Genomic DNA, 16,857 nt, shown 5'->3' with positions numbered 1-16,857 from the left:
TGTCACTGGCATCCCAAGATCGGCGCAATGAACCGTCGGGGATTCCTGCGCGGAACCGCCGTGGCCGGAACCGCCGCCATCGCGGGCTGTCTCGAGCGGCTCGGTTTCGAAGAGCAGTCCGCCTGGTCGAACCCGCCGCTCGTCGAAAACCGACCCGACGCCGTCTACCTCCCCGCCGGCATCGAGGAGATGGGAACCTACGGGCGTGCGACCGACGGCGAGTACGCCGTCGAACTCACCTACACGATCCCGCACCGATTCTGGCTCGTCGCCGGCGAAACCGAACGCGTCGACGTCGACGCCGACGACAGCATGCATCTCATGCTCACCGTCTGGGACCCCGAAACGGACACCGTCCTTCCGGTGAACGCTGAACTCGACGTGCGCCGAGGCGGCGACTCGGTCACCGGACAGTTCTCGCCCTGGCCGATGCTCTCCCAGCGGATGGGCTTTCACTACGGCGACAACATCTCGCTCCCGGACGAGGGCGAGTACACGGCTCGCATTCGGATCGGCCGGCTCGAGGCCGAGAGGACGGGCGCGTTCGGGGATCGATTCGATAGCTCGTCCACGCTCGAGATCGACTTCGAGTTCAACCGGTCGGACATCCACGACCTCGAGTTCGAGCTGATCGACGAGGATCGACGCGGAGAGCGGGACGCTCTCGAGTTGATGGACCACAGCGACCACGGAGCGCACGACGGTCACGGGGACGACGAGCACGCAGATCACGGAGAGAACGATGATCACGACCACGACGACAGTGACGGGGGGCGCGGCCACGGCGACCACGGCGGCGACCCCGGACACCCGCCGACGTCCGACGGGCCGGCCATCGACGAACTACCGGGTGACGTCCTCGGAACGGAACGAAGCGGCGACGCGAAGCTATCCGTGATCGTCCCTAATACCGACCGATTCGCCGACGATGCAGCGTATCTGATGGGCTGTCTGCGGACCCCGTACAACGACGTCATCCTCCCGTCCGCCTCGTTGCGGGTGACGATCGACCGGGACGGATCGACCGTCCTCGAGGACGAACGACTGACCGAACGGATCGATCACGAGTACGGTCACCACTACGGACTCGCGGTCGACGATCTCGAGAGCGACGACGAGATCACGGTCGCCGTCGACTCACCACCCCAGGTGTCGCGCCACGACGGGTACGAGACGGCGTTTTTCGAGTTCGAAGACGTTTCGTTCACCGTGTGAACTACTCCGCCCTACTCAGCCGCTGACGCGGCTTCCTTGAGGGCGGAGCTTCCTGATTCAACGACGCGACTTGCAGATACTGACCGTGTATCCACAGTGGCCGCAGTCTCCACAGGCGTTCGAAAATCGCTGCGCGATTTTCGCAGCCCATCAGAATCGCAAAGCGATTCTGAGGACGTTGCTTTGGAGTGAACCACTCCTAGTTTCGCCAAGCCGCGCGACTGTACGTTCAACGCGGCGTTGAAATCCCTATCTACTTCAAACCCACATGACGGACACGAATGCTCTCGAACCCACAACGGCTTCGCGGTCTCAACGCCACACTCGGCACACTCCTTCGTCGTGCCTCGCGGTTCGACTTCGACTATGTGGCAGCCGTTCTTCCGTCCGTGGTGTTTCAGAATCGTGATGAAGTCTCGCCAGCCTACTTCGGCTTTGTTCCGAGCATTGCCATCGGATTCGAGCATCGGCTTCACGTCAAGTTCTTCGACAAACACTGCGTCGTACAGCGTCGTATACGCGTGAGCGAGTTTGTGCTTGTAGTCGCGTTTCTTGTTCGACATCCCCTCGTGAACCTTAGCAACGCGGCTACGCTGTCGTTCCCAGTTACGCGACTCGTATTTCTTTCGAGACAGGGAACGCTGTTCTCTCTCTAATCGCTCACGGTCATCATCGAGGTCGAGTCGTCCGATGGAGCGTCCATCTGAATCGGACACGAAGTTGAGAACTCCAAGGTCAAGTCCAACAGTGTCCTCTGAGTTGATGTCTTCTGGAGCGGGTTTCTTTGGAGTCTCGGTTTCGACGCTGAAAGACGCGTACCACACACCAGTGGCTTCCTGCTTCACTGTGACGTGCTTGATGTCGGCGTCATCAAGCACGTCGCGGTGGAGTCGAATAGGGATTTCGAGGGTTTCGCCACGCACTTTCTTGAGAATTAAGAGCCCACGGCCTTTGGGACCACTCTTTTTGTCGAGTTCGAAGCCCCGCTGGCGATACGTGAAGCTCTTGAATTCTCTGGGTTTCTTCCAGTTCAACTCTCCCACGGAGAACCCGTTCTGTTTGAGCTGTCCAAGCGATTTGATGCTGTGGTAGATGCGTTCCACAGCGGCTTGGAGTACAGTGGAGTAGACCTGTGTGAGGTCATTCCACCATTGTTTCAAGTCTGGTAGTTCGTCTCGGACTGTCCAGACTCGTTGTCGAACAGTGCCTTCACTTTCGGGTATTTGGTCGAGTCGGTAGAGTGCGTGGTTGTACACTTGTCGCACGGTGTTACGCTGCCAGCCCAGCGACTCTCGCTGTGGTTTATCGGGGAAGAGTCGGTAGCGTGGCCCGTAGTTCATGTGCGACGCCTCTCTCTGCTGATTAACACGTGTAGAATGTAATGGTTTGGTTTTGGATGGGTGTTTGAGAGTCGTGCGGGCGCTGTATCCCTCCCTGCTCGCGCCTTCGGCGCTCTCTGAGGAAGGGGGCTTAGCGCCTTCTCTTTCAGCTAACAAGCATGTGCCTTGCGAGCCGACCGACTGGACGGTCCGGATCTCCTGTAGACCGGGATCGGTGCCAATACCGATGGTGTGTTCGTTGCCGATGTCTATCGTCAGGTGGCAGAAGTTCGACCCTACGACGACGAAACGCATCGAAACCGACGATGAACCGACCGTACGGCTGGTATAACTAACCAAAGCTCTCGAGTACTCTCGGGGTATGTCTCGATCAGACCACTCAGATATGCGTATCGGCTGTCCGGAGTGTGAAGCACGCGTCGACGCGTCCGTGCCGCCGGGTCCGGGGATCCACGAAGAACGTGCCACGAACCGACTCCAGGGGAGGGAAACCGCGTGTCGGAACTGTGGACACGAACTCGAGCTGTACTACTACTGATCCTGCATCGACGTCGGTTTCGACGTTCGATTTTGGTCTCGGCTTCGGTTCGACTGGTTCTGAGTGGATTCCGAGTAACCATGTACGACGAACCCAGTATGAAAAACAATCAGTGACAGAAGACGGAACCAGACGAAATTCCAGTCGCTATCTGAAACCGTGCAACTGGCTACTATCGAGCGAGACGGACACACCATGTTTCCGGTGAAAATACACGAGGCCGGTACGCGAAGCTGACGGCCGGTGCGACATACTGACGGTCGGCACGCGATGCCGATAGTCGAGACACGACGCTCGAGAGCAGCGTCGCTACCGAGTCACACACCGTGTTTCCGGTGAAGACATGTCGTTGGTGGGCAGCGCAAAACGCCCTTCGTGGGTTCGCGGTTCACGTAGGTTCGCTATTCATGGATTCCCTGTACGGAGAGTACGCCAGGAATGAAACAGTACGAAAGGGGTAGCGATAGTGAGACCTGGGCGAGACCGGAGCAAGACTGGAACGAGGCCGTAAGTAGAGGAGATATAGGGGATGAGGCAGTGAGTGCGGGAATTGATGTGGCGAAGAAGAAACAGGCGTCCGTCCGGGACGATTATCGGTTGCACTGACACACCACGTTTCCGGTGAACGAGGAAACGAGTGGGGAGGCCGAAAGTGAGTGAAGCAACTGGAAGAAACGTAACCAGATCGAGTCGCGCGCACACACCGCGTTTCCGGTGAAAGGGGAAAAGAAGGGGTGTGGGGGGATCCGACTCGATGATCAATCCGGATCGATAACTACAGCGAAAGATTCGATTTGCGGCAGCGATAGCGAACTCGAATAGGACGAACTCGAGGAGAAGAGGATACCGAGGTCGAACGCTAATCACCAAAATCAAACGCTAACGGAGTCATTTAACGGTGTTATTCCACTGAAACGTTGTTGTAAAGACCAATAGTGAGGGGCAGCAGTGACGATCAACACACCACGCTTCCGGTGAAATGATCCGGTGGTATAAGAGAGAAACTAATTGTTTGCATGGCGTCGTCAAGTTTCTCTACTGGATTCCCTTACTCTTACTAGAATGTCACTTAGTGTAAGACCGCATCCGGTAATTATAAGTTTCCTCAGATCAAAAAGTCCATTGAGTCCAGAACTAACATAGAAATCGATGTGAGTCGATTGAAGGTGTTTCATCGGAAATTCGAGGTCGTGTATCTGTTCTCTGGTGTGTTTGTTCTCAGAAACCAGCCTCCTTCGGATCTCATAGGCGGTGTTTCGCCAATTCGTGGTGATACCCTCCAGTTATCCCTTCTCAATCGCTTCTGATTCCGCTATTCGTCGCTGCTGTCTCCGTAGCGTTGTGGCTGTTCTTCGGCCGAGTATCGTTAACCTGCCCTACTTACACCATAGGAGTACTCACACTGATGAAATCGTGTCCTGATGCACCGATAGCCAACCCCCACCACACCGCGTTTCCGATGAATGCAACCCCCGTTTCAACTGCACCCCCACACCCCCTTCACCCCGTTTCACCGGAAACGTGGTGTGTGTGTGCTCCACTTCTCACCCACTTCCGGTTCGTTCCACCCTCCCCTCTCGAGAATCGCTCTCTCCTCGATATTTCACCGTTTCACCGGTTTCCGGCGAACGAGTCCAAACAGTAAAGACGTTTCACCGGAAACGTGGTGTCTACTACCTATGTCGAGTTCCGGCGACGATCTCTTCACCCGAGACGATCCGATCTTCGAGAACAAAGAGCTGCTCGAGATCAATCACCTCCCCGAGGAAGGGCGTATCGTCGGGCGAGACGACGAGATCGCGGATCTCGCGAACGCCGTCAACCCGGCGATCTTCGGACAGAGTCCGAGCAATCTGCTCATCTACGGCAAGACGGGCACCGGAAAGTCCCTCTGTGCGAAGCACATCTCCGAACGGCTGGTCCGCGTCGCAAAAGAAGAGGGCGTCACGGCCGAGTTCGCCTACGTCGACTGTGCACAGGACAGCACCGAGACGCAGGCCGTCCAGACGATCGCCCACTCGTTGAACGACTCGGCGGTCACCGATATCAAGATCCCCGACAAAGGGCTCAGCACGTCGACCTACTACAAACGCCTCTGGCGGGTGCTCGACACCCAGTACGAGGTCGTGCTCATCATCTTGGACGAGGTCGACAAGCTGGACGACGACGACATTCTCATGCAACTCTCGCGCGCGGGCGAGGCCGGGAAACTCGAGAACTGCAAGATCGGCGTTATCGGGATCAGTAACAAGATCAAGTACAAGGATCGGATGGATGAACGGGTCAAGTCGAGTCTCTGCGAGCGCGAGTTCGTCTTCCCGCCGTACGACGCGAATCAGCTCCGAGATATTATGCAGGCGCGCAGCGACGCGTTCAAGGACGAAGTGCTCGATCCGTCGGTTATTCCGCGGGCTGCAGCGCTCGCGGCTCGCGAACACGGTGACGCCCGAAAGGCGATCGACATCCTCCGATACGCCGGCGAGATCGCCCAGTCGAACGGGAGCAAGACGGTTCGCGAGGAGTTCGTCGTACAGGCCCGCGAACGGGCAGAAACCGATCGATTCCGCGAGCTCATCCGCGGATCGACACCCCACTCCCGGTACGTGCTGCAGGCGCTCGCGGTGCTCGCACTCAACAGACCCGAGGAGGACGGCTTTCGAACGACGCGCATCTTCGACGTCTACGAGGAGATCTGTCGGCAGGAGGGCTCCGACACGCTCTCGCTGCGTCGCGTCCGCGACCTGTTAAAGGAGCACGCGTTTCTCGACATCATCGAACAGTCCCGACAGAGCGGCGGCAGCGCCGAAGGGAGCTACACCGAACACCAACTGCTCGAGGATCCGGACGTCGTACGGAAGGTACTCGTCGAGACGGACGAGACGTAGCGGCGATTCCGATCGATAGGCCGATAGTACGACGATATTTCACCGGAAGCCCGGCGTCCTCGGATCCGAAAACTTGCGACGGCGCTTCGGAGACTCGTCGCCGAGGTACCACAACGTTGGCGCTGGTCACACTACGACTTTGATGCTGATCACACCACAACCCCGGTAGCGAATTCACCGGAAACCAGGTGTCTGATTCGCTGACAGTCTGAACTGATTCACCGGAAACGTGGTGTCTCGAGTGAGGACTGGGATGTTCCCCGAGTTACGACTGGGAGTTCCTCGAGTTAGGACTGAGACGGCACACCGGTTTCCCAGCCCCGCGGTGAGTCGTTCAGCCGTTCGGCACCGTCCTCGGTCACGACGACGAGATCCTCGATTCTGACACCGAATTCCCCCTCGAGGTAGACGCCCGGTTCGATGCTGAACACCATTCCGGGCTCGAGTTCGCGGTCGTTGCCCTCGACGATGTACGGCGGCTCGTGGACCTCGAGGCCGACGCCGTGGCCGGTTCGGTGGACGAACGCGTCGCCGTAGCCGGCGGCCTCGATCGTCGTTCGGGCGGCTCGATCGATCGCGTCGGCTGTCACGCCGGGCTCGACCGCATCGACCGCGGCCTGCTGTGCCTCTCGGACGACCTCGTGGACTCGCTCGTACTCGTCTGACGGCTCGCCGACGACGATCGTTCGGGTTTGGTCACCCGGGTAGCGTCCCGTTCCGGCCTCGAGATCGGCGTCGACGAACGCCCCGAAATCCAACACGATGGGATCGCCGCGTTCGATCGTTCGGTCGCCGCTGTGGTGGTGTGGCCGCGCACCGTTCGGTCCCGAGGCGACGATCGTCTCGAACGCCGGCTTCCCGCCACCTTCGGCTGCGAGCAGGCGTTCGATCTCGGCCGCCAACTCCGACTCGGTCGTGCCGAGGAGGTCGTCACCGCGCGAGCGAATCTCGAGCGAGACGCGATCGGCGATCTGCCCCGCCCTCCGCAGCGCTTCCAGTTCGACCTCGTCCTTTCGAATTCGGATGTTCTCGAGGACGTCGCTCGCGAGACCGAACTGTGCATTCGGAACGCACGCTCGGAGATCCTGCGTGAACGTCGCCCACATCCGGTCGTCGACGAATATCGTGGGCGGTTCGTCGCCCGTTTCGTCGGTTGCCGCGCTGTCGTCACCACTCCCTTGCTCGAGCAGTTTCTCGAGAACACCGTCGATAACGGCCACCGGATCGTCGTTGTCGTCCCAAAGCCGGATCCCGAGCGAGGGGTCGTCGATCGGCACGTCGGCGAGCTGTCGGTCGTACATCGTCGGTGCGACGACGATGGGGTCGCCCGCTCGCGGAACGAACAGCAACAGGTGGCGCTCGGAGGGCGATTCCTCGAACCCGGTCAGATAGGTCAGATTCGGGCTCGGAAAACAGACGAGGAGCGACGCGTCGGTGCGCTCGAGTCGGCGTTGACAGTCCGCGATTCGGCGCTCGAAGAGCGATTGCATACTCGCGATTCGCGGGAGAACGGAAAGAACGTTTGGACTGAGAAGTGGTCTCTCGGCCGGGTAGCGGTGTGGCCGGTGTTATTCTGGGGGGTGAGGTAATAGTAATCTGAGGGTGGGTCAATGGCTGTCCGGGAGGCAAATCACTGTCAACTCGGCAGACCGCCAGTGTATTCTCTCCCACGCTATTGCGTGCCACTCGTCGAGAAATATCCGATATTGTTGCGCGATATCCGAAGTAGATCCGTTCATTTTTCCTCATTGTCTGGTGAGTCTGACGAGTAGTGGACGCTATTAGAGGTCCATGCGGATGCAGGCCGCGCAGCAACCCGCCACGAAACTGTGTATTATCAGCGAATGCGATTTACCGACGAGCGGTCGTCGTCGACGCACCCGAATAACGGACAGTTGCGGACCGACGGATACGGTCGTGTGACCGCTGACACGCAGGCCGACGAATCGACCTGTCCCGGTTCGCTGATCGTCGTTTCGAATCGGCAGCCGTACCGCCACGAGTACGAGGATGACGAGGAGGCTGCCGCGGAGACGGCGAGTCGATCCATCGAGGTCGACGAGCCGACCGGCGGACTGACTGCCGGTCTCGATCCCGTGGTCCAGGAGTCCGAAGGCACCTGGATCGCCTGGGGCGACGGCGAGGCGGACTTCGACGTTACGGACGAGGACAACTGCGTTGCCGTCCCGCCGGCGGAGGAGTCGTACACCCTTCGACGGCTCGATCTCTCGGACGAGGCGGTCGACTCCTACTACTACGGATTCAGTAATCGCGTCCTCTGGCCCCTCTGTCACGGCTTTACCGATCTGGTCGAGAATCGGTCGAACGATTTCGACTGGTACCGGACGGTCAACGAACGATTCGCCGACGCGGTGAGCGAGCACGCGACTGACGATTCGGTCGTCTGGCTGCAGGACTATCACTTCGCACTCGCGCCGGGAATGATCCGCGAGTCGGTTCCGCAGTCGACGACCATCGCGCAATTCTGGCACATTCCGTGGCCGCTGGCCCGGACGTTCCAGCACTGCCCGGCCGGTGGCAGCCTTCTCGAGGGATTGCTCGGAAACGACCTGCTCGGCTTCCACGTCGACCGATACGCCGAGCGCTTTCTCGACTGCGTCCAGCGGTACGTACCGGCTGCCAGCGTCGATCGCTCACGGCGGGTCGTCCGCTACAACGGGACGACGACCCGCGTCGTCGCGACGCCGATGGGTGTCGACGCCGAGTCCTACGACCGTGACGCGCGATCGGTCTCGGATGCGGCGGCGTCCGAGTTGCTCGAGCGATACGATATCTCGCCGGAGAACGTCATCGGTCTCGGCGTCGATCGACTCGACTACTCGAAGGGGATCCCGGAACGCCTGGCCGCTCTCGAGCGATTTTTCGAACGGAACCCGTCGTGGCACGGCGAGTTCACTTTCGTGCAGTCGTGCTCGCTCTCCCGAACGAATATTCGGACCTACGAGCGACACGGGGATCTCGTCCGAAGCGAGGTTACGCGGATCAATCAGCGATTCGGAACGGACGACTGGACGCCGATCGTCTACACCGAAGACTACCTCTCGAACGACGAGCTCTGTGCGCTCTACCGCCGTGCGGACGTGATGGTCGTGAGTCCGCTGTGCGACGGGATGAATCTGGTCGCCCAGGAGTACGTCGCCGCGAGCGTCGACGGCGATGGGACGCTCCTGTTGAGCGATCGGACCGGCGCCCACGAGACGCTCGGCTCCCACGCGCTGACGATCGATCCGGCGGATATCGACGGCTTCGCGAGCCAGCTCGAGGTCGCGGTCGCGATGCCGTTACACGGACGACAGCGCCGGATACGCACGCTCCGTAACCGGGTGTTCGACGGCGATCTCGAGTGGTGGATGGACACCCAGTTCGATTGGATTCGCCGGGTACATAACGAGCGCCGCAGCGATACCCGTCACGGTGGCGCGACTCGAGGAACAGACTCGGGAGCGGCTCGAGGAACTGACTCGGCCACCGCTCAGGATCGGCCGTCGGATTCGAATTCGGGTCAGTCTGGTGACTCCGACGCTAGTACAGAGATGGACTCCGGTTCCGATTCCGGTTCTGGTTCCGATTTCGGTTCCGGTTCCGATTTCGGTTCCGGTTCCGATTCCGGTTCCAGTTCCAACTCAGATTCAGATTCAAATCCGGACTCGGATTCGGATACTGACCCGCCCGAATACACCTCCACCGTGTGATCAATGTCGGACGCGACACCCCCCCAGCCGATGGACGAGCAGCGAGATCGAATTCGGTCGCGACTCGCCGGCGCGTCGCATCTCCTGTGCTGTCTGGATTTCGACGGGACGCTCGCACCGATCGTCGACGATCCCGACGCGGCGGTGCCGACGGCCGCAAACGAGGCCGCTGTGGCGACCCTCGCGGCGACATCGTCGGTGACGACGGCAATCGTCAGCGGCCGTGCGTTAGCCGACGTCCGGCAGCGAATCGACGGCCCGAAGACGTACGCCGGAAACCACGGTCTCGAACTCGAGCGCGGTGAGTCGGTCGCCGTCCATCCCGTCGCTCGAAAGCGGGCCGCGAAGATCGAGCGGGTCTGTACGGCGCTCGAGACGGCCCTCGAACACGTGCCGAACACGCGAATCGAGAACAAGCGACTGACGGGGACGGTTCACGTGCGATCGGTCCCGCCTGCGCTGCGGCCGATCGTCGAGCACCTGACGACCGCGGTCGTCGACCGATTCGGCGGCGACGTACTCGAGATTTCGACCGGAAAACGCATCCTCGAAATCGGGCCGTCGATTCCGTGGGGGAAGGGGAACGCGGTCGGCTTGATCGACGCGGATATGCCGCCACGGACGGTGCCGATATACATCGGCGACGATGTGACCGACGAATCCGCGTTTCGGACCGTCGAACCAAAGGGAATCGGGATTCGAGTCGGTGACGACGAGCCGTCTGCAGCCTCCTGTCGACTCGATGCTCCCGACGACGTCGCGACGTTCCTGGAGTGGCTCGGTTCGGTCGGCGTCGACTCACTCGAGCGAAATCGAACGCGAACGAGATCGCCGGACGGCCGATCGAGGACTGGTATCTACTCGAGACCGGATACCCGCTCGACCGCTGGCACACGGTCGAACGCCGATACGACACGTATCGATGAGATCCGCTCGAGCTAACTATCGGTCTCAGTCGCGTACCTGACACCAGGGCCCGATATTCGGCGTTGCCGTGTACCATCTTGGTCTCTACTAATCTTGAAATGTTAAATTTCGTAATTTTATTCGCTGTTTTCGGTGTCCGGTATCGTAGAAACCACAACCGAAAAAGGCGAAAGTATTAGTTACCGGTGGAAATATAGTGATAGATGAGAGTGAACGATAGTGAAGTTACGTCAACCTACTGATTTTTTGGTCCTCGAGGCGCTCGAGGACAAGGGTCGAAACGTCGCCACGAATCTCGCCGCTCACACGGGGAAGAGCCGCAAAAACATCAACACGAGGCTCCCGGTACTGGAAGATTACGGACTCGTCCGGAAGATCGGGCCGGCCGAACGGTCCGGGTTATACGAGATTACGTCCCTCGGGAAGGCAGCGCTCGTCTACCGGGAGCAGTACGACGAGGTCGACGACTTCGACTCGCTCATCGAAGGTCCAAGCGCGGGCGGGACCGGACAGGGTGGCGATGCGCAGGCGAGTTTCGTCCGCGGCGAGGACGAGAGCGACGACGACGAAGACTGATCCGGTCGTCCCGCTCCGTTGATCCAAGTCGAGTCCTCCCCGCTGATGCGTTTCCGGACGGCCTCTCTCCGTCGGCGCGTCAAGGGGCGGGGTGTGAAATTTGTGTTCGTCTACGGGAGAAACCCGCCGCTGTAGTCGGCGAGTTCGCGGCGCGCACAGGGCGAGAACGCCAGACTGAGCTTTCGATCGAGACCCGCGGGGTCGGGGTAGCTCGTACCGCATCGCGAGCTATCGTCGTCGTAGTCGGACGACCAGGCGTAACTGCTCAGCATCGGTGAGGCGACGATCGCATCACCGTACCGATAGGCGACGCCGTGATCGTGTTGTAAGCCAAGCGCGTGACCGACTTCGTGGGCGAGAATTTGCATCGTCCGCGGCGGCCGTCCGTTCGGAACGATCCGCCGGTCGGCGTCGGCTCCCGGTGACGAGAAGAGTTCGTCGAACGGGTCGAGGGCGGCGATGTGCCTGGCGCCGCCGACCGAGGCGATGTGCGGAAGCCCGTAGCCGGTCGGGGCCTGCCGCATCTGGCCGTCCGTGACGAGCAGGTTGACGTCGGAGACCGGTGACAAGTCACGGCGACCGATCGCCCCCGCAGCGAGCGCTGCCGGCCATTCGCCGCCGCTCGTCACTTCCGCACCGTTCTCGGTCGAGACGTCGACGGTTCCACCGCTCGAGACCGTGAGCGACCAGTGCTCGAGGTCGAAGATTCGCTCGAGATACTCGAGTATACGATCGGTGACGCCGCCGTAACTTGCCGCCTGCTCCGAGAGCCAGACGCGAATCTCGAGCGTGTCGACGGGGTCCCGGGTCGCGTACGCCAGCGTCCCGACGGAGGCGAGGGAGCCGGCCGTTCCGAGAAACACGCGTCGATTCACGATCGCTCCTCTCGCGCGCGACGGCCAGTTTGTACCGCTTCACATAGTACTCCATTATAGTCGGTCAGGTACGCCTGACACTCATCCCCACACCTATTTCGTCACCGAGACGTCGTCGTTTCCGAACTGCGGGTGTTGGCAGCAGGCGCTACCGTCGAACACAGCGAAAATCGTTGGGACGGAACGTCACTCCGGCAGTGGGCGTCGCGTATCGACGACGCGAGTACCGCGGTCGTCGACGCGTATCTCCGCCCAGGCGGGGAGGTCGTCTGTCGGTGTCAGCAACAGCAGGCCACCGTCGCTCGTTTCCACCAGTCGTCGGTCCGGGTCACGCTGTCTGATGCATGGCTTCCATCGTTCGGTACGCAGATTGGTCGTGACCTGGCAGTCGGTGTAGTAGTGGCCGTTTGCCCCCTCGTAGAGCACGTCGGCGGGTGTATCCGTCACCACGATACCACGCTCTCCGTCGGTCGATCGACGGTGGTTATCGCCGAGGCGGTCGTCGTACCCATCCCAGTCGTTCGAACTCGAGGCGACGACATCGGCCCTCGGGTTCACATACCGTTTCTTTAAGATATCGTGACTATCGACTTTCGTTATGAGTACTCCGCTGGCGAGTTCGGACTCAGGTACGCGACCGAGGGTGGTGCCTTCGCTGGCGTCTCGACGAGTCCTCTGTTGCTCGGCAGAATAGCTGTCGGCGTCGTTGGCACCGACCTATTGGGCCGCGTATCGTTCGCTTGTCGTCTACTGGGGTCCTCAGTACGTGTTGACATCCTCCTGCGCCTGAAGACGTCTCCAGAACGCGGAGCGTTCTGGTGTGCGAACGAGACGCGACGCGTCTCGTTAACGCAGGAATCCCGAGCGGTGAGAGTTTCAGGTTCGCAACCATGACTCCGCCACTTTACGGGAGTCCACATCTAACCCAGCCATCGTGACGGTGGCTGACTGGCGGTGCCAAACCGCCGTTACTCCTATCCTCAGTGTCTTTGGCTCTCATCTGTTTTTTTTGCCAGCAGGGAGCCGCTGACACGTCGACGAACTCGGAGTTATCGTCGGGCTTGCTCGACCGACGGGCACAATGACGAACCCTTCGAGGATTCGTGTTCACCGCGTCAGCGTTTCGGATATTGCCTCGTTGGGTGGCGGGCAGGCCGCCTCCGAAGGTTGTTCGGAATCCGCTCCGTTCCGACCTGACCTTACCAGCCTATGGAGACTCTTGTAACTTGAACGTTAGGATCGGAAACTCGGCTATGCTCTTAACGGTGGAATGTGGCACTAAGTGACGGCGCGTATCCACGGCCTGAAGGCCGTGGTATTGCGCCTGTTCAGCGTATAATCTCGTAGCCGTCGACGAGGTGCGATCGGATACTGGGGTGGCCCTCGTGTTCGTCGAGTAGTTCTGCCGGACTATCTTTGACCTCGTCGCCGACCTCGTAGGCGTTCGCACAGTATAGTAGCCACTGCAACGATTTACACACTGATCGCCAGACGGTTCGGCGATCAGGTGTGCAATGACTTGCAGTTGTTACTATAGTTACAGGCCGACATGAGCCCGGTCAGTTCGGCGTACAGCGAGTGATAGTCGTGATCCTCGTCCTCGAGTTCGGGAATCCACTGTGTTCCCGCACTGTCGAAGAGTATCTCGACGCTATCCCCCGCGTCGTCGAACTCCTGTGCGGTCTGGAGACCGTTGACGACCCGGCCGAGCTCGGATGGCGACTTTGTACCGGCGAGAACGACGATTGCTGCGTCTGGGATACGAATTGCCGTAGCGCGCCGTTCCGTATCGACATTGTGCGTTCGTGTGCCTGTTCGCTCTCCCAAGTTTTGATAGGGGAGCGTTCGACCGGTTGGACGACTGACCGTCCCGTCTCTCGAGCGTCTCGCCGTCCCGCCCGATATCGAACCGTTTGAGCCCGAACGCACTCGATTCTGCGCGGTTCGGTCGACGTGTGTCCCACCGCATCTACCACACCGGATTTCCGGTGAAGAGCTCTCGATCGTACCGAGAACGACTCTCCGGTAGCGAGGTCGGTCCGCACCTCGTCTGACATCGACTGTGCCGTCACTCCGTCTCGGTGCCGACCTCGAAGAACTCGCAGAGAACCGCTTTTAGCCCCTTTCGAAGGTGCTGGTGCATCGTCGGTGGAGTAACCCCCATCGCGTCGGCGATCTCCTCGCCGGTACTCTCCCGGGGCCAGTCGAAAAAGCCGCTGTAGTAGGCGAGTCGGAGCGTGGTCAGCTGTCGATCGGTGAGCTGATCGAGGATTCGGTTGCGACGCTCGGCTGCGGTCTGCACCGATCGGTCGACTTCGCGACGAGCGATGAGCTGTGTGTTCTCGTAGACGACGGTCAGCGCCTCCGCGATCTCTCGAACGTCCGCGTCCTGTGAAACCTCGATCACGCAGCATCCGACCCCGTCCTCGACGCTGACGTCTCTGATCGTCGCACCGTGATTCGCCAGCGTCCGAACGCCCGACTCGGAGAGACGCATTTCGATCGTACAGCTGGCATCGCCGTCGTGGATGAGTCGACACTCCTCGATCGAGTGGTGGTCGTTGGCCGCTTCGAGGACGGTTTCGCCGTCGATTCCGTCGACCGTCACGTACTGGACGGTCCGCCCGCTGGAGGTCGTTCCGGCCCATTCGAGCGAACACGTACAGCCGTACTCCTCCGAGAGGTCGAACGCGAACGTGTCGCCGCCGTCGATCCGGAACTCGAGTTCGACGACCGTATCGGCGAACAGCAGCTGTCGATTCTTCACGGCCATGATGGTGAAGCCGATGGTCTCGCCGAGGAGTTCGAAGCCGGCCATCTCGTCGCCGCTGAACGCCTCATCACGGCTGGCGAGGACGGTTAACACGCCGTAAATCGAGTCGTTGTGGTCGATCGGAACGGTGATCGCCGAACTGACGTCGTCCTCGCGAGCGGCGTTTCGCAACGGCTCGGGGACCGTCTCGCTCTTCTGGACGTCCATCTCCGTCTGGGCCGACCCCGTCTGGACGGTTCGCATTCCTAACCACTCGTGGTCGGCGTCGAGCGCTTCGACCGCCTCGAGGTAGGTTTCGGCATCGCCGGCACCGGTTCGGTACGCAAGCGTCCCTTCGCCCGTGCGCTCGGCGATCCAGGCGCCACAGTACAGCTCCGAGTCGACGAGCTGTTCACAGACCTCGCGCTCGATGGCGTCCCGCGATGGGGCCTCCACCAGCGTATCGATGACTTGCCCGACGACCGTGCTGATTCGATTGAGTGTCTCGAGTTGATCCTGACGCGATCGAAGCTCGCGTTCGCGTTTCGCCCGTTCGGTGATATCCCTGGCGAGCCAGACGACGGCTCGCTGTCCCTCGATTCGATCGTCGATCGGGACGACTCGAGCTTCGAACTGTCGGTCTCCGTCGGTCGTCTTCGCGCCGTACTCGATCGTTTGAATCGTATCGGTCCGAAGCGTTCGATCGATACACGCCTCTAGCTTCGCGGCGACGTCGTCCGGAAAGACGTTTTGGAGCTGTTCTCCCAGTAACTGGTCGGCCGGCTTCGTGTACAGTTCCGCAGCGTCCGGTCGCACCTTCACCTCGAGGTAGGTTCCGTCTTCGCCGAGGACGAACGCCTCGTCGGGCAGTTCGTTCGCGAGGATTCGGTGGTAGTCGCGGTCGGCGGATCGCGTCGACGGTCGCGTTCGCGCTGTCTCCACACTCGTTTCCGGGGTTGAGCGAATCGTCTCGAGAATTCGTTCGACAGGATCCTCGTCCGTTCCGGGAGCGACGTACTCGTCGGCGTTCCCCCGCAGCGCAGCCGTCGCGAGCGCTTCGCTTCCCGCTTTCGGGACCACGATCGTCGGAACGGCTGCATCGGTCGCGTGACACCGCTCGAGTAGGGCCGTCGTTTCCGCCGGATCGTCGTGTTCGATGACGACGGCGACGGGGCCCTGTGGGTCGGCTCCGTCTCGAGAAGCGGATCCGAACTCGCCCACGAGACCGTCTTCGAGAGCCGTCGCTACTGAAATTGCTCGAGTAGCGTACGGTGTCCCGTCGCGGAGTCGGCTTTGGAGGGAACTCGATCGTGCGTCTGTGATGTGCGTGACCGATCCGGATGGGTTCTCGTGGGACATGCGGTACCAGTATTTACCGATCGCTATCTGTCGCCGTCTTCTTTCTGTCCTATCACCACATCAGAATAAAAGACTACTGGTACATCGCCCCGCCGCTAGACGAGGCGTTCGGGAATTAGTGGGCGATGTCGAACTGTTGAACGCATTTCACAAAACCTGATACTAATTCGGTGGGAACTCGTGAGTATCGCTCACGGTCAGTTCGGTCGACACGCCAGACGTCTCGGCAGTCGGAGATGCGTTCGACGGTCCTACCCCTCGTTCGTCGCCAGCTCGCTTAATTCCTGGGACGGTGGATCGTTAGCACAGTGTACACGGTGTACACTGTGTAGAACTTGTGCACTGCTTGTGCGGTACCCTACCGATAGGCGAAAGTATTGCAGGTTGGGTGATCACCACGTAACATCGGGACTGTCACCACCTAGCGTCGAGGCTGTCACCACATTGTCCGTGCGATCACGCTCCGGCGGTGGTTACCCCGGCCCGGGGTCGCTGAAACTGGTGGCGGTGTCTGCTCCGCTGTGCTGAACCGACGACTACTGACCGCTGGGCAACTACTGAGCGGGGATCTACTGCCCCGTGATCGTCGGAGGAATAGGGACTGGAATCGCCGGGGAGCCAGTCCGTCTCCCGTGCGTGAAACGGTCGTTCGGGTGGTTCGAGTCCCGCCGTCCGAG

At 60.4% G+C, this 16,857-nt stretch carries 11 protein-coding genes and 1 pseudogene; 6 read left to right on the top strand and 6 right to left on the bottom strand.

The features are described 5' to 3' along the window. Nucleotides 1-27: 27 nt before the first annotated feature. On the top strand, nt 28-1,215 hold the full coding sequence (locus tag BLT08_RS20370) for an iron transporter (protein WP_090311715.1): 1,188 nt from the start codon (nt 28-30) through the stop codon (nt 1,213-1,215). A gap of 11 nt (nt 1,216-1,226) precedes the next feature. Here the strand turns inward: BLT08_RS20370 and BLT08_RS20365 are convergent, their stop codons facing one another. Then, nucleotides 1,227-2,555 (bottom strand): RNA-guided endonuclease InsQ/TnpB family protein, encoded by a 1,329-nt coding sequence (locus BLT08_RS20365; RefSeq protein ID WP_090311802.1) that lies wholly within the window; start codon nt 2,553-2,555, stop codon nt 1,227-1,229. Between the two features lie 361 nt (nt 2,556-2,916). Between BLT08_RS20365 and BLT08_RS23200 the strand changes: the two genes are divergently transcribed. Further along, the gene (locus BLT08_RS23200) at nt 2,917-3,093 is read left to right on the top strand and encodes a hypothetical protein (protein WP_175529389.1); all 177 of its coding nucleotides are present in this window, start codon (nt 2,917-2,919) and stop codon (nt 3,091-3,093) included. Nucleotides 3,094-4,772: 1,679 nt separating this feature from the next. After that, nucleotides 4,773-5,978 (top strand): Cdc6/Cdc18 family protein, encoded by a 1,206-nt coding sequence (locus tag BLT08_RS20360; protein WP_090311712.1) that lies wholly within the window; start codon nt 4,773-4,775, stop codon nt 5,976-5,978. Nucleotides 5,979-6,265: 287 nt separating this feature from the next. On the opposite strand, the gene BLT08_RS20355 is transcribed toward BLT08_RS20360, so the two are convergent. Beyond that, the gene (locus BLT08_RS20355; RefSeq protein WP_090311710.1) at nt 6,266-7,468 is read right to left on the bottom strand and encodes a M24 family metallopeptidase; all 1,203 of its coding nucleotides are present in this window, start codon (nt 7,466-7,468) and stop codon (nt 6,266-6,268) included. 354 nt (nt 7,469-7,822) lie between these two features. On the opposite strand from BLT08_RS20355, the gene BLT08_RS20350 reads away from it, so the two are divergent. The 3 genes from BLT08_RS20350 to BLT08_RS20340 all read left to right on the top strand — a co-directional run bounded on the left by BLT08_RS20350 (nt 7,823) and on the right by BLT08_RS20340 (nt 11,194). Next, on the top strand, nt 7,823-9,691 hold the full coding sequence (locus BLT08_RS20350; RefSeq protein WP_090311708.1) for an alpha,alpha-trehalose-phosphate synthase (UDP-forming): 1,869 nt from the start codon (nt 7,823-7,825) through the stop codon (nt 9,689-9,691). 3 nt (nt 9,692-9,694) lie between these two features. Next, nucleotides 9,695-10,633 (top strand): trehalose-phosphatase, encoded by a 939-nt coding sequence (otsB, locus tag BLT08_RS20345; protein WP_090311706.1) that lies wholly within the window; start codon nt 9,695-9,697, stop codon nt 10,631-10,633. Between the two features lie 204 nt (nt 10,634-10,837). Beyond that, the gene (locus BLT08_RS20340; RefSeq protein ID WP_090311705.1) at nt 10,838-11,194 is read left to right on the top strand and encodes a winged helix-turn-helix domain-containing protein; all 357 of its coding nucleotides are present in this window, start codon (nt 10,838-10,840) and stop codon (nt 11,192-11,194) included. 110 nt (nt 11,195-11,304) lie between these two features. On the opposite strand, the gene BLT08_RS20335 is transcribed toward BLT08_RS20340, so the two are convergent. The 4 genes and pseudogenes from BLT08_RS20335 to BLT08_RS20320 form a co-directional block, all read right to left on the bottom strand. Further along, nucleotides 11,305-12,069: a zinc metalloprotease gene (locus BLT08_RS20335; RefSeq protein WP_090311704.1), complete on the bottom strand. Its 765-nt coding sequence runs from the start codon at nt 12,067-12,069 to the stop codon at nt 11,305-11,307. 186 nt (nt 12,070-12,255) lie between these two features. Next, on the bottom strand, nt 12,256-12,516 hold the full coding sequence (locus tag BLT08_RS20330; RefSeq protein WP_342707669.1) for a hypothetical protein: 261 nt from the start codon (nt 12,514-12,516) through the stop codon (nt 12,256-12,258). A gap of 881 nt (nt 12,517-13,397) precedes the next feature. Beyond that, a pseudogene (locus BLT08_RS23785) lies at nt 13,398-13,830 on the bottom strand (DsrE family protein). A 307-nt stretch (nt 13,831-14,137) separates the two neighbouring features. Continuing rightward, the gene (locus BLT08_RS20320) at nt 14,138-16,180 is read right to left on the bottom strand and encodes a bacterio-opsin activator domain-containing protein (RefSeq protein ID WP_090311700.1); all 2,043 of its coding nucleotides are present in this window, start codon (nt 16,178-16,180) and stop codon (nt 14,138-14,140) included. Nucleotides 16,181-16,857: the final 677 nt, after the last annotated feature.

The sequence above is a fragment of the Natronorubrum texcoconense genome (genome assembly GCF_900100335.1).
GTDB lineage: Archaea > Halobacteriota > Halobacteria > Halobacteriales > Natrialbaceae > Natronorubrum > Natronorubrum texcoconense.
Note: the sequence above shows the minus strand (reverse complement) of the source record. Positions and strands in the feature narration are given on the sequence as shown.